The 11987-nt window shown below is 68.9% G+C and carries 13 protein-coding genes and 1 pseudogene; 3 read left to right on the forward strand and 11 right to left on the reverse strand.

The annotated features are described in order from the left end of the window. Positions 1-39: 39 nt before the first annotated feature. From A5756_RS15815 to hrcA, 6 genes are all read right to left on the reverse strand, one after another. Positions 40-1347, reverse strand: a complete 1308-nt coding sequence (locus tag A5756_RS15815; RefSeq protein WP_082960045.1) for a hypothetical protein — start codon at positions 1345-1347, stop codon at positions 40-42. Then, the gene (gene ybeY / locus A5756_RS15820) at positions 1344-1877 is read right to left on the reverse strand and encodes an rRNA maturation RNase YbeY (protein ID WP_066954024.1); all 534 of its coding nucleotides are present in this window, start codon (positions 1875-1877) and stop codon (positions 1344-1346) included. Before ybeY ends, A5756_RS15815 begins: the two co-directional genes overlap by 4 nt. A gap of 30 nt (positions 1878-1907) precedes the next feature. Beyond that, positions 1908-2966, reverse strand: a complete 1059-nt coding sequence (locus A5756_RS15825) for a PhoH family protein (protein WP_066954027.1) — start codon at positions 2964-2966, stop codon at positions 1908-1910. A gap of 185 nt (positions 2967-3151) precedes the next feature. Then, on the reverse strand, positions 3152-3913 hold the full coding sequence (locus tag A5756_RS15830; protein ID WP_066954030.1) for a 16S rRNA (uracil(1498)-N(3))-methyltransferase: 762 nt from the start codon (positions 3911-3913) through the stop codon (positions 3152-3154). A gap of 70 nt (positions 3914-3983) precedes the next feature. Beyond that, entirely contained in the window at positions 3984-5132 is a 1149-nt protein-coding gene (gene dnaJ / locus A5756_RS15835; RefSeq protein ID WP_066954031.1) for a molecular chaperone DnaJ, read from the reverse strand. A gap of 58 nt (positions 5133-5190) precedes the next feature. Further along, on the reverse strand, positions 5191-6222 hold the full coding sequence (gene hrcA, locus A5756_RS15840) for a heat-inducible transcriptional repressor HrcA (RefSeq protein WP_066954034.1): 1032 nt from the start codon (positions 6220-6222) through the stop codon (positions 5191-5193). A 214-nt stretch (positions 6223-6436) separates the two neighbouring features. On the opposite strand from hrcA, the gene A5756_RS15845 reads away from it, so the two are divergent. From A5756_RS15845 to A5756_RS15855, 3 genes are all read left to right on the forward strand, one after another. Further along, the gene (locus tag A5756_RS15845) at positions 6437-6751 is read left to right on the forward strand and encodes a type II toxin-antitoxin system VapB family antitoxin (RefSeq protein WP_066954038.1); all 315 of its coding nucleotides are present in this window, start codon (positions 6437-6439) and stop codon (positions 6749-6751) included. Between the two features lie 80 nt (positions 6752-6831). Further along, the gene (locus tag A5756_RS15850) at positions 6832-7425 is read left to right on the forward strand and encodes a carboxymuconolactone decarboxylase family protein (protein WP_066954041.1); all 594 of its coding nucleotides are present in this window, start codon (positions 6832-6834) and stop codon (positions 7423-7425) included. Next, positions 7422-8288, forward strand: a complete 867-nt coding sequence (locus tag A5756_RS15855) for a sigma-70 family RNA polymerase sigma factor (protein WP_066954044.1) — start codon at positions 7422-7424, stop codon at positions 8286-8288. The genes A5756_RS15850 and A5756_RS15855 overlap by 4 nt, the downstream gene beginning before the upstream one ends. On the opposite strand, the gene A5756_RS15860 is transcribed toward A5756_RS15855, so the two are convergent. From A5756_RS15860 to A5756_RS15880, 5 genes and pseudogenes are all read right to left on the reverse strand, one after another. Beyond that, positions 8282-8788 (reverse strand): hypothetical protein, encoded by a 507-nt coding sequence (locus A5756_RS15860; protein WP_066954056.1) that lies wholly within the window; start codon positions 8786-8788, stop codon positions 8282-8284. The genes A5756_RS15855 and A5756_RS15860 overlap by 7 nt on opposite strands. Before the next feature lie 175 nt (positions 8789-8963). Continuing rightward, positions 8964-9470, reverse strand: a complete 507-nt coding sequence (locus A5756_RS15865; protein ID WP_369817384.1) for a hypothetical protein — start codon at positions 9468-9470, stop codon at positions 8964-8966. A 186-nt stretch (positions 9471-9656) separates the two neighbouring features. Further along, positions 9657-9875, reverse strand: coding sequence for an MbtH family protein (locus A5756_RS15870; protein WP_066954047.1), 219 nt, complete (start codon positions 9873-9875; stop codon positions 9657-9659). Then, on the reverse strand, positions 9853-11148 hold the full coding sequence (gene mbtG, locus A5756_RS15875) for an NADPH-dependent L-lysine N(6)-monooxygenase MbtG (protein ID WP_066954050.1): 1296 nt from the start codon (positions 11146-11148) through the stop codon (positions 9853-9855). Before mbtG ends, A5756_RS15870 begins: the two co-directional genes overlap by 23 nt. Beyond that, positions 11145-11915, reverse strand: a pseudogene (locus A5756_RS15880) (non-ribosomal peptide synthetase); the annotation flags it as partial. The gene mbtG and the pseudogene A5756_RS15880, both read right to left, overlap by 4 nt. Positions 11916-11987 lie beyond the last annotated feature (72 nt).

The raw sequence follows: 11987 nt of genomic DNA on the forward strand, positions 1-11987 counted from the left end.
AGCCCAGCCCGCCCAGCCGTGGTGGCCTTCGGCGCTGGGCTACGGGGTGTTGGGGGTAGTGGTGTGCCTCACCGCCTGGGCCCTCAGTCGGAAACGGGACGACGACGACGTAGGGGAGCCCGTCACCACGTCGAGGTCTTCCGGCAGTTGACCGGTCTTTCTTGGCTGCTCGGCGCGATGGCGCTCATCGCTATCGGCGGGCTCCTCGTGCGGGCGAACCGCCAGCACCACCAGGAAGTTGCCGTCGTCGGTCGGCCCGGCGCCCGGCAGCGACTGGGTCTTGGTCAGCCTGATCTGGGCGCTGGCGCTGCTGGAGTCGTTGACCTGACCCCAGCCCAGGGTGGAGTCGTCGAGCAGGAAGATGGTGTCCCGGCTGCCCGCCGGCTGGCTATCGTCGAGGCCCACCACCGCCACCTGGGCGACCTCCACGGTCTGGCTGGCGGCCGGGACATTGACCAAGACGTTCTTGTACACCTTCGCCGGCTCCGGCGGCTTGTAGTCCGGCGGCGGCGGGCCGTTGAAGCCCTCCGGCGGTACCGAGCCCCCGCCGTAGAAGCTGCCCGACGCCACCCAGCCGTCGCCGACCGCGGCGAACGGGTACACGCCGACGGTCGCCGCATCGAGCACGATCCGGGCACCGGCCGGCACGTACGCCTCCCGGTAAGCGCCGCTGTAGAAGTAGCGGAACGTCATCGCCTGATTGAGCGGGTTGAACAGAGCCGGGCGGCGATAAGCGTCGTCATAGTCGACGTAATCCCAGTGGCGGGGGCGGATCAGCCGTTGATTGTCGATCTTGAGGACATCAACGTTTTCCCGGTGCGTGCTGACCACGTTCTGGACCCGCTGGTTGAAGTCCAGCTGCGTGGGCGGCTTCGGCGGGTCGGCGGGGTTGACCCGTGTTACCGGCGCGGCCTTGGCCGCCGCCACCGCCTGCGGCGGAACGTCCAGGCCCCTCGGCGGTGCCACCACCGGAACGTTTCTCGGTGCATCGGGGCCCGCCGCGTTGATCGTCGGGGCCGTGTTTGCGGGCGGCAGGTTCGGCGGGGTGAGCGGTGTGGCCTGCACCGGCACCGGGGCGGGCGGAACGTAAGGGGGAATCTCCGGAACCTGCACCGGGCTCGGCGACGGCTGAGCCCGCCGGGGCGGCGCGTCCTGGGAGCACACGTTGGAGGTGTGATACTGCGCCACCAGATACTGACACCAATTGCAGCTGGTCGGGTTCGACCCGCCGCCGGCGCATGGGGCCGCGTCTGCCACCCCGATCGTGTTGGCCACCAACGAGATCGGCGCGAAGGCGATGGCGGCCGCAGCCGCAGCCGCGATTCCGAGTGCTTTGCGTGGGCTCAATTGTCGAAATACCTTGACTTGTCCAGCAATTGGCGGTCGCGCTCCTGCTGGCGGTTCTGATGGTAGGCCTCGACTTGCTCGGCGACCCACTCTTCTAGCAACTGGTCCTGAAGGGTGAACATCTCTTTTTCCTCGTCCGGCTCGCCGTGGTCGTAGCCCAGCAGATGAAGCACGCCGTGAATTGTCAACAGCGCCAACTCGTGGCCGAGGCTGTGCCCCGCCGCATCCGCCTGCCCGGCCGCGAACTCCGGGCACAGCACGATGTCACCCAGCATCGACGGCCCCGGCTCCGGGGCGTCGGGCCGGCCACCCGGCTCGAGCTCGTCCATCGGGAAACTCATCACGTCCGTCGGCCCGGGCAGGTCCATCCACCGCATGTGCAGGTCGGCCATGGCCGCGGTGTCCAACAGCACCATGGACAGCTCGGCCGCCGGGTTGACGTCCATCTTGGCGATGACGAACCGTGCGACGCTGATCAACTCGGTTTCGGAGACGTCGATGCCCGACTCGTTGGACACTTCAATGCTCATGAGACGCCCATAAAACAATCACAGCCCTCATCACCGGCGCCCGCGAGAGACCGACGCGCGCCGAGCAGCCCGGTTCATCCCCAAGCCCGGCTCTTCGAACTTGGCGTAGGCGTCGACGATTTCGGAGACCAACCGGTGGCGCACCACGTCCACACTGGTCAGCTCAGCGATGTGGATGTCCTCGACGCTGTCCAGGATCTCGATCGCCGACCGCAGGCCCGACCTGGCGCCACCGGGCAGATCCACCTGGGTGATGTCGCCGGTGATGACCATCTTCGATCCGAAGCCGAGCCGGGTGAGGAACATCTTCATCTGCTCGGCAGTGGTGTTCTGCGCCTCGTCGAGGACGATGAAGGCCGAATTCAATGTGCGGCCACGCATATACGCCAGCGGCGCGACCTCGATGACCCCGGCGGACATCAGCTTCGGGATCAGCTCGGGATCCATCATGTCGTACAGGGCGTCATACAGCGGCCGCAGATACGGATCGATCTTCTCGCTCAGTGTGCCCGGCAAAAAGCCAAGGCGCTCACCGGCTTCCACCGCGGGCCGGGTCAGGATGATGCGGTTCACCTGTTTGGTCTGCAACGCGCTGACCGCCTTGGCCATCGCCAGGTACGTCTTGCCGGTGCCGGCCGGGCCGACCCCGAAGACGATGGTGTTGGCGTCGATCGCGTCGACGTAGCGCTTCTGGTTGAGCGTCTTGGGCCGGATCGTTTTGCCGCGCCGCGACAGGATGTCCAGGGTGAGCACTTCGGCCGGCGACTCGTTGTCGGTGCCGGCCAGCATGGCCACGCTGTGGCGGACCACCTCCGGCGTCAGCGGCTGTCCGTTGGCGACGATCGCGACCAGTTCGGAAATCGCGCGCTCGGCCAGTGCGACGTCGGCCGGCTCGCCCGAGACGGTCACCGCATTGCCACGCACGTGCAGGTCGGCGCTGAGGCTGCGCTCCAGCGCGCGAAGGTTTTCGTCCGCGGAGCCCAACAAGCCGACGACGACGTCGGGCGGAACATCGATGCTGCTGCGTACTTGGGCGTTGGCCTGGAGGCCTCCGGCTGCGTCAACAGCGCTGGTCTCGCGGGGCGTCACGTGGCTCTCGATGCCTGCTTTCTCGGCTTGTCGGTGGTTTGCTCGGCTGCCTAAGTCTACGCCGGGGCCCTAGATTGGTCAGCCTTCAGCCGCGTATTGGCGGGCGTCAGGTAGTCGCCGCGCGACGCGCCGATCCGCTCCTGCCCGCCCGGGACCAGCGACGACGCGGGGCGGTCGCCGGCGCCCTACAGGGTGGAGGCGTGGTCCCACCGCGGGGTGAGCACGCCGAGCGCCCCCAGCGCCACCGCCGCGGCGGTCGACGTGCGCAGCACCTGGGGTCCCAGCCGCACCGGCACCGCCCCCGCCTCGGTCAACGCGGCGATCTCGTCGGGCGCGATGCCACCTTCGGGCCCCACCACGAGCAGCAACGAAGTCGCGCGGGCGATATCGAGTTTGCTCAGCGGGTCGGTTGCCGACTCGTGCAACGCCAGCGCCGCGGCTCCGGCGGCCACGTCGTCGCGGATCCGCTGGGCCAATCCCGCGGTGGACAGCACGCCCTCGACGGGCGGGATGTACGCGCGTCGGGATTGCCGGGCCGCCGAACGCGCCACGGCGCGCCACCGGCGTAGGCCCTTGTCCACGCGGGCACCCTGCCAACTGGCCACACACCGGGCCGCCTGCCAGGCCAGGAACGCATCGGCGCCGGCTTCGGTGGCCAATTCGACGGCCAACTCCGAACGGTCCGATTTCGGCAGCGCCTGCACCACCGTGACCGGCGGCCGCGCGGCGGCAACGCCCCAGCGCTTCAGCACCCGGGCGCGCAATCCGTCGCGGCCGGCGTGCTCGACCTCGCAGTGCGCCAGGCCGCCGGCGCCGTCGCCGAGGACCAGTTGCTCGCCGGGTCGGATCCGCCGCACGGTGGCGGCGTGAAACCCCTCGTCGCCATCGACGACGGCAAGCGAGCCGATATCGGGCAGCGCGTCGACGTAGAAGAGGGTGGCGACCATGGGTTTCTCCTACGTCAGTTACCCGGAGTTCGTCCATAGACTCCACGCCCGGCGAGCTGAAACGTGGCGGCTAGCGCCCGGTGAACGTTTCGCGCAGCCGGCTGAACAGGCCGCCGCCGGCGTGCGTCGAGCGGACCTCGGGCACGTCGCGGCTGCGCCGGGTCTTGAGCTCGCGCAGCAGTTCGGTGTCATGGTGGTCGAGCCGGCTGGGCACTACCACCTCAACGTGGACGTGCAGGTCGCCCCGGGTGCCCGACCGTAGGTGAGGCATCCCGTGGCCACGCAGTGTGATGACCGAATTCGGTTGCGTGCCAGGCGGAATGGTGACCTCGCTGATGCCGTCCAGAATCGCGTCGATGGTGACCGTGGCGCCCAGCGCCGCGTCGACCATGGGCACCGACACCGTGCAGTGCAGGTCGTCACCCTCGCGCACGAACACGTCGTGGGCCTGCTCGTGAACCTCGACGTACAGGTCGCCGGCCGGCCCTCCCCCGGGTCCAACCTCGCCTTGCGCGGCCAATCGCACCCGCATGCCGTCGCCGACCCCGGCGGGGATTTTGACACTGATCTCGCGGCGGGCACGGACCCGGCCGTCGCCCATGCACTGGTGGCACGGGTCGGGGATGACCGTTCCGACGCCGCGGCACGTGGGACACGGCCGAGAGGTCATCACCTGGCCCAGCAGCGACCGCTGCACCGTCTGCACCTCGCCGCGTCCGCCGCACGTGTCGCACGGGACCGGCACCGAGTCGCCGTTGGTGCCCTTGCCCTGGCAGCGGTCGCACAACACCGCGGTGTCCACGGTGACCTGCTTGGTCACGCCCGTCGCGCACTCTTCCAGGTCGAGCCGCATCCGCAGCAGCGAGTCGGAGCCCGGCCGCACCCGGCCGATGGGGCCGCGGGAGGTCGCGCCACCGCTGAAGCCGCCGCCGAAGAAGGCCTCGAACACGTCGCCGAGGCCCCCGAAACCGCCGCCGAAGCCGCCGCCCGCCGCGGCGGCGCCTTCCATCGGGTCGCCACCCAGGTCGACGATGCGGCGTTTCTCGGGGTCGCTCAGCACCTCGTAGGCGACGCTGATCTCCTTGAACTTCGCCTGCGCGCCCTCGTCCGGGTTGACGTCGGGATGCAGCTCGCGCGCCAACTTGCGGTACGCGCGCTTGATCTCCGCATCGCTGGCGTTTCTGCCCACCCCGAGCAACCCGTAATAGTCGCGTGCCACGCCTGACTCTCCTAAACCTGGTCCTTATCGCGCGCCTGCGCATGCCGCGGGTGCGCGTTCATCGAGCACCCAGGACTTCGCCGATATATAGGGCAACCGCGGCGACGCTGGCGATAGTTCCCGGATAGTCCATCCGGGTGGGCCCCAGCACACCCATTCCGCCGAAGACGGTGTCGGAGGTGCCGTAGGCGGTGGTCACCATCGAGGTGCCCGCCATTTGCTCGGCGGCAGTCTCATGGCCGATGCGCACCGTCACCTTACCGGCTTCCTGCTGGGCCGCCAGCAACCGCAGCACCACCACCTGCTCCTCCAGCGCTTCCAGGATGGAGCGCAGCGAGCCCCCGAAATCCGCGGCGTTGCGCGTCAGGTTGGCGGTCCCGCCCATCAGCAAGCGTTCTTCGGTGTGTTCCACCAACGACTCGAGCAACACCGTCGCCGAGCGGCCGACGGCGTCGCCCAGGCCGTCCGGGGCGCGGAGCTGTCCGGCCAGGTCCGCGACGGCGATCGAGGCCGCCGAGAGCTTCTTGCCGACCAACGCCTGTCCGAGCATCTCGCGGAGCTGGGACAGCTGGTGATCGTCGATGACGTCGCCGAGTTCGACGATGCGCTGATCCACGCGACCGGTGTCGGTGATGACCACCATCAGCAGGCGGGCCGGGGTCAGTGCGATCACTTCCAGATGACGCACGGTGGACGACGTCAGCGTCGGGTATTGGACCACCGCCACCTGACGGGTGAGCTGGGCCAGTAGGCGTACCGCCCGGCGCAGCACGTCGTCGAGGTCGACACCGGAGTCCAGAAAGCTCAGGATCGCGCTGCGCTCGGCCGAGGACAGCGGCTTGACGTCGTGGAGCCGGTCGACGAATTCTCGGTAGCCCTTCTCCGTGGGCACGCGTCCGGAGCTGGTGTGCGGCTGCGTGATGTAGCCCTCGGCCTCGAGCACCGCCATGTCGTTGCGGACGGTCGCGGACGAGACGCCCAAGTTATGACGCTCCACCAGACTCTTGGAACCGATCGGCTCCTTGGTGGCAACGAAATCGGCGACGATGGCACGCAGCACCTCGAAGCGACGATCGTCGGCACTTCCCACTCGTTGTCACCTCCCTGAGCCGCGCTGACCCGGGTCCATTTTACGGGTCGCAAGCCGTGCTAACCGTTACGGCGGCCAGTTGCCGGGGCCCGGGCGGCGGGCCCCGTGCGGCGGCCGTCGGAATTGCGGTGGCGTCGAGGCTGGCGACACGTCCTCCGGTTAGCCTGTCCAGCATGAACCGGTCGCGGCATAGGGCGTCGGGAGAGATCCGGCGATGATCTTCAAGGGCGTACGCGAAGGCAAGCCGTATCCCGAGCACGGGCTGTCCTACCGCGACTGGGCCCAGATTCCGCCGCAGCAGATCCGCCTCGACGAACTGGTCACCACGACCACGGTGCTCGCGCTGGACCGCCTGCTGTCGGAGGACTCGACCTTCTACGGCGACCTCTTCCCGCACGCGGTGCGGTGGAAGGGCGTCACCTATCTCGAGGACGGCCTGCACCGCGCGGTCCGCGCGGCGCTGCGCAACCGCACCGTGCTGCACGCGCGGGTGTTCGACATGGACCGGGCGCCGGGGCCGCCCGGCTAGGCCGGTCACATTTGCGCCGCGCCGGGTGTCGACTCAGTGAGGACGTTTGGTTCACACCACAACTTGCTAGGAGGATCGCCATGTCCCGGTTGCCAGGGGTCTCAGACCGCGATGCCGGCCTGGGCGCCAAGATCGCCTTCTTCTTCACCAAGCGCAAGCTGGCGCAGATGACCGGCCTGGAGACGGCCGGGATGCTGGAACCGCTGCGGATGTACGCGCACATCCCCCGGTTGCTCAACGCCTACGGCAAGCTCGAGCAGGCCGAGTCGAAGCTGGACATCCTCAGCCCCCGCCACCGCGCGCTCGCGGAGCTCAAGTCGGCGACGACGGTGCGCTGCGAGTACTGCATCGACCTCGGTTCACAGATCGCCCGCCAGTGGGGCATCACCGACGAGGAACTGCTCGCCCTGGCGGACTATCGCAACGCCTCGTGCTTTTCCGACGTCGACAAGCTGATCCTCGAGTATGCGACCGCGATCAGCCGTACGCCCGTAGAGGTGAGCGATGAGCTTTTCGACGCGCTGCGCCGGCATTTCGACACCGCCCAACTGGTCGGGCTCACCCACGTCATCACGCTGGGCAACCTGCGCGCCCGCTTCAACCTGGCGCTCGGAATCGGCTCGTCCGGCTTCTCCGGAAACCGGGTCTGCGCCCTGCCCGAGGGCCGTGCGTGACCGTGGATGCGTCGGTGACGGCGCGTTTCGAAGCGGCGAGGCCCCAGCTGGGCGCCATCGCCTACCGCATGCTGGGCTCGATCGACGACGCCCAGGACGCCGTGCAGGAGGCGTGGCTCCGGCTGACCGGCACCGCCCGTGACGGCATCGCCAACCTGGACGCCTGGCTCACCACGGTGGTGGCCCGCATCTGTTTGAACATGCTCCGCGACCGCCGGACGCGCGACCTGAGCGTGGCGCTGCCGGACCCGATCGTGGAGGCCGAAGGCGAATTCGACCCCGAACACCGCGCGATGCTGGCCGACGCGGTCGGGCTGGCGTTGTTCGTGGTGTTGGACACCCTGCCGCCGGAGCAGCGCCTGGCGTTCGTGCTGCACGACGCCTTCGCCGTGCCGTTCGACCAGATCGCACCCATCGTCGGCCGGACGCCGGAGGCCACCCGCAAGCTGGCCAGCCGGGCGCGCCGACGCATCGCAGAGGCCGATCCGGACCCCGACGGCGATGCGGCCGCCCAGCGGGAGGCCGTCGACGCCTTCTTCGCGGCGGGCCGCAGCGGCGACTTCGACCGGCTGTTAGCCGTGCTGCATCCGAATGTGGTGCTGCGCGGCGACTTCGGCCACGGCACCCCCGGTTTCCGCGCCGAGGGTGCCGCCGCCGTGGCAAGGCTGGCCCGCGGCTACGCGGGCCCGGACCGCGAAGTGCGCCCGGCGACCGTCAACGGCGCCGCCGGCGCGGTCATCTTCGTCGCCGGGCGGGCAACGGCCATCATGGGATTCGTGGTGCGTGGTGGCCTGGTCGCCTCGATAGATGTGCTGGCCGACCCCGCACGCGTCGCCAACTGCGCGCGGGGCGCAGATCACTGACCGGCGGCCTGCAGCAACTCCATCGCCGACGAGCGCGACAGCACCCAGCCGCCCTGGTTGACGAACGTGATGTTCTGGGTAACCGGCGACGCCAGCTTTGGACCGGAGACCGCGACGTCAGCGGTGGCCGAACCGGCCGCGGCCGGCTGGATGTTCGTGACGTTGAACGACAGGGGCAGGTCGCCGTTCTTGGCCGCCTTCTGCAGCTTCTTGTCGGCGACGTGCGCCTCGATGCCGCTGATGCCGCCTTGCACCAGGTTGCTCTTGCTGGAGAAGGAGACGCTCGGGTCGGCCAGGCTGTTCAGCACGCCGGTCAGCTGGTCGGCCGTCGGGACGTCGGCGGCGGCCGGGGCCGGCGCCGGATCCTGCGGAAGCGGCGCGCCCACCGCGGCCAGCCGCACCTGATCCACTGGCGCCGCGACCGAGGCCAGGCCTGCGGCCGCACCCCCGATGGCGGCGAAGGCTGCCACGCTGGTGGCGAGCAACTTAACGGTTTTCATGGTTCCCCCTTCGACGGGCACGAACTTTGACGGATCCACACATCTGGCGTGGTGTCAGCGCGCCTGCTACTCCTGTTGTTTCGCGACTCGGCACGGCTACGTTACGACCAGGCCATATGAAGAAAACATGCACAACCTGTGCGCAGGCTGTGTGGCCGCCCAGAATTCTAACCGCCTAGTTCGTCGCCGTCGCCGCCTGGATCAGCGCGATGGCGGCGTCGTGTTGCAGGATCCAGTTCCCGCCCTGATTGATGAAAACCAGGTGCTTTTCCACCGGCCCGGCGAACTTCGGACCCGTGATGGCCACGTCGGCCTGGGCCATGTTCGGACCGGCGGGCGCAATGTTGGTCACCGCGAACGTCTCAGGGAAGTTCCCGTTGCGGTAGGCCTTGCGCAGATCGTGATCGGCGACGTGCCCCTCGTTGGGGGCGATACCGTTTTCGACCAGGTTGTTCTTGGTCGTGTACGAAACGCCCGGATCGGTCGCCTGGGTGCACAGGTTCGACAACTGGTCGGCGGTCGGCAGGGCTCCCGGCGCCGGCGGCGGCGGGGGCGGATCCTGCGGAAGCGGCGCGCCGACGGCTGCCAGCTGCACCTGATCCATCGGTGCTGCGACGAAAGCGCCACCGGCGGCTCCCCCTACGACGGCGAACGCCGCCACGCCGGTGGCAAGAGTGGTCATGGTTTTCACGATCTTCACGGTTCCCCCTTCGATACGCACGAACCGTGGCGGGATCTCAGCGATCTTGTCCCCAGCAGGTTCCGCGTCACCACGGTTTGGTTGGTGTAAGTGTGCCTTGTGTGACCGGCGATTGTGTCTCGGGCCGGTCACGTTACGGCGACGCTACGGCGGCGGCGCCTCCGCGTGTTATGAACGACGCTCGATCGATTCCTGCAGACTCTTGGGCCGGATGTCGGACCAGTTTTGTTCGACATACTCCAGGCACTCCGCGCGGCTTGCTTCGCCGAACACCACACGCCAGCCCGCCGGGGTGTCGGCGAAGCTCGGCCACAGGCTGTGCTGGTCCTCGCCATTGACGAGCACGAAGAATGTCCCGTTGTCGTCATCGAAGGGGTTGATGCTCATCGCGTCTCCTAGTCGTGTGCTTGGGCGGGCCCACTAAGCCCCCACTAGTTCCCAATACCCGGTCAGACAACAATCCCAGGCAGCTCAGGTTCGGAAATCCGGGGCCCTGCGTCAACCCGGACAGATTGGGCAGGACCAGCTTCGGCGTGACGTCCGCGACGGCCAGGTCATAGCCGATCGCTTCCTGCAGGCTGTCGGCGGTCAGCGGTCCGCCCAGGCCAAGCTCCAGCAAGTCCAGCACGTCCTGGCCGAACAACGACGTGAACCACAGCGGGTCGGCGCCGGAGCCGTCGATGACCAGGTCGAATCCGTGCACCGTCTCGAGGTTCTCGCTGCCCCGGTTGGTGGACAGGGTCAGCCGGATCTGACCATCCCGGCCCACCGCATGGGCCACCCGCCCACGCAAGTGGCGGATTCGGTCGTCGGCCAGCAGCGCCTCCTGCACGTTCGCCGAGAACACCCCGCGGTCGGTGCGGGCCAGCGCGTCGCGGCGCTCGGCCAGCGTCAGAGCGCTCCAGTCGGTCGGGTCGGAGAACAGCGAGTTCTCGAAGAAGCTCTCCCCGCGGGTGAACAGCGTCACTTGCGGCGAGATGACGGTGATGGTCGAAACCCGGTGCCGGAACAGTTCGTTGAGCATCGACGCGGCCGTCTCGCCACCGCCGATCACCGCCACCCGCGCGGCGCTGATCCGATCGTGGCCCGCGGCGCGATCCCAGAACTGGGCGATCGACAGCATGCGCGGATTGCCGGGCAGCAGTGATTTCTCGGCCTGCCCCGGCCCCGTGATCATCAAAGCGTCGGCGTGCACGGTGGCCTCGTGGGTGTGCAGCGTCCACTGGTCGCCACTAACGGCCAGCCGTTCCACCTCACCGTGCACCACGTTGAGGCCGGTCTGCTCGGCCACCCAACCCAGGTATTGGCTCCACTTGCGATGAGTCGGCGCCGGTCGGCCGCGGTCGACCCATTCGGCGAAGGACGCCGTGGCGATCAGATAGGACTGCCAGCTGTAGCGGGTCATCCGTTCGTCGAGTTCGGCGTTGCGGCGGGGCACCAGCGCGGAGCGGTACGGGAACCCCACGTCCTTCTCCGGGCTGGTGCCCAGCCGGTGCGCCCCGTCGGTCCAACCGCCGCTGGCTTGCCAGTTGGCCGCGACGCCGATGCGTTCGACCGCGATCACCTCGGGGGCATCGACACCCATCTCGCGCAGCACGGACGCCTTGGCCCCGACCGCAACCGCCTTGGCTCCCGCGCCCACGATCGCAAGCGTGCTCATGCCACCACCTCCCGCAGCGATTCGATCCAAAGACGTTGCAGCTCGGCCACGTCGGTGTCAGCCAGAATGTCCGGCAGCGTGCGCCACTGCGCGACCAGCACGCGCTGTCCGTCGAACGTGAGCATGGCGGCCACAATGGTGAGCTCGTGGCGCACCGCCAGCTCCGGCTCCGGCTGCGGCGAAACCCCGGCGAGGAGCTCACGCTCGAGCGTCAGCAGCCGGGTCCCGCCGGCGGCGTGGGCGGCACCGAGGTAGTTCAGCAACAATTGCGGGCCGGGCAACGGGGCGAGGCGTTCGGCGGTGTCGGCACGCAGATAACGCAGCAAGCCGTAATCCAGCCCGTCGCCGGGGATCGCCGCCAGCAGCTCCCCCACGTCTCGCGGATCGGCCGATGCCACCCGCACCGGGTAGATCGAGCTCAGCAGTCCGACGGTGTCGCCGGTGTCGATGGTGTGCGCGCCCGGCCCGTCGACGAGACCGTCTGCGCGGCCATGTGTTTCGAGCGCCAGCAGCGGCGGCGGCGTGGCCTGATTGCGCGACCGCCGCCACCGCGTTACCGTCGCCGCGGTGGCGGCGACCAGCAGGTGCGGCAACGGCACGCCCGAGTCCAGCAGTCGGCGCGTGGTATCCGCGTCGGCCGCGATCATGCGGACGTCCAGATCGCGGGCCCGGTCGCGACGCGGATCGACCCGTCGGGCGCCGAGTTCGGGATCGTCGCCGTCGGACTGGGCCGCCCAGAATTGCACGGTGTCCAGCCGGTGGGGGCGCGGGCCTCGCCCCCCCCCCCCCCCCCGGGTACGTGTTTTATACCCCGCCCCCGCCCGCGGCGGACACCGGCG

This window comes from Mycobacterium sp. 852002-53434_SCH5985345, from assembly GCF_001667155.1.
Lineage (GTDB): Bacteria > Actinomycetota > Actinomycetes > Mycobacteriales > Mycobacteriaceae > Mycobacterium.

Bases quoted from the DNA above. Each gene is read 5' to 3' on its own strand.
- A5756_RS15860 (WP_066954056.1), bottom strand. From the start codon at position 8,788: ATGAAAACCGTTAAGTTGCTCGCCACCAGCGTGGCAGCCTTCGCCGCC.
- A5756_RS15850 (WP_066954041.1), top strand. From the start codon at position 6,832: ATGTCCCGGTTGCCAGGGGTCTCAGACCGCGATGCCGGCCTGGGCGCC.
- ybeY (WP_066954024.1), bottom strand. From the start codon at position 1,877: ATGAGCATTGAAGTGTCCAACGAGTCGGGCATCGACGTCTCCGAAACC.
- A5756_RS15865 (WP_369817384.1), bottom strand. From the start codon at position 9,470: ATGACCACTCTTGCCACCGGCGTGGCGGCGTTCGCCGTCGTAGGGGGA.
- mbtG (WP_066954050.1), bottom strand. From the start codon at position 11,148: ATGAGCACGCTTGCGATCGTGGGCGCGGGAGCCAAGGCGGTTGCGGTC.
- A5756_RS15845 (WP_066954038.1), top strand. From the start codon at position 6,437: ATGATCTTCAAGGGCGTACGCGAAGGCAAGCCGTATCCCGAGCACGGG.
- A5756_RS15830 (WP_066954030.1), bottom strand. From the start codon at position 3,913: ATGGTCGCCACCCTCTTCTACGTCGACGCGCTGCCCGATATCGGCTCG.
- A5756_RS15870 (WP_066954047.1), bottom strand. From the start codon at position 9,875: ATGAGCATCAACCCCTTCGATGACGACAACGGGACATTCTTCGTGCTC.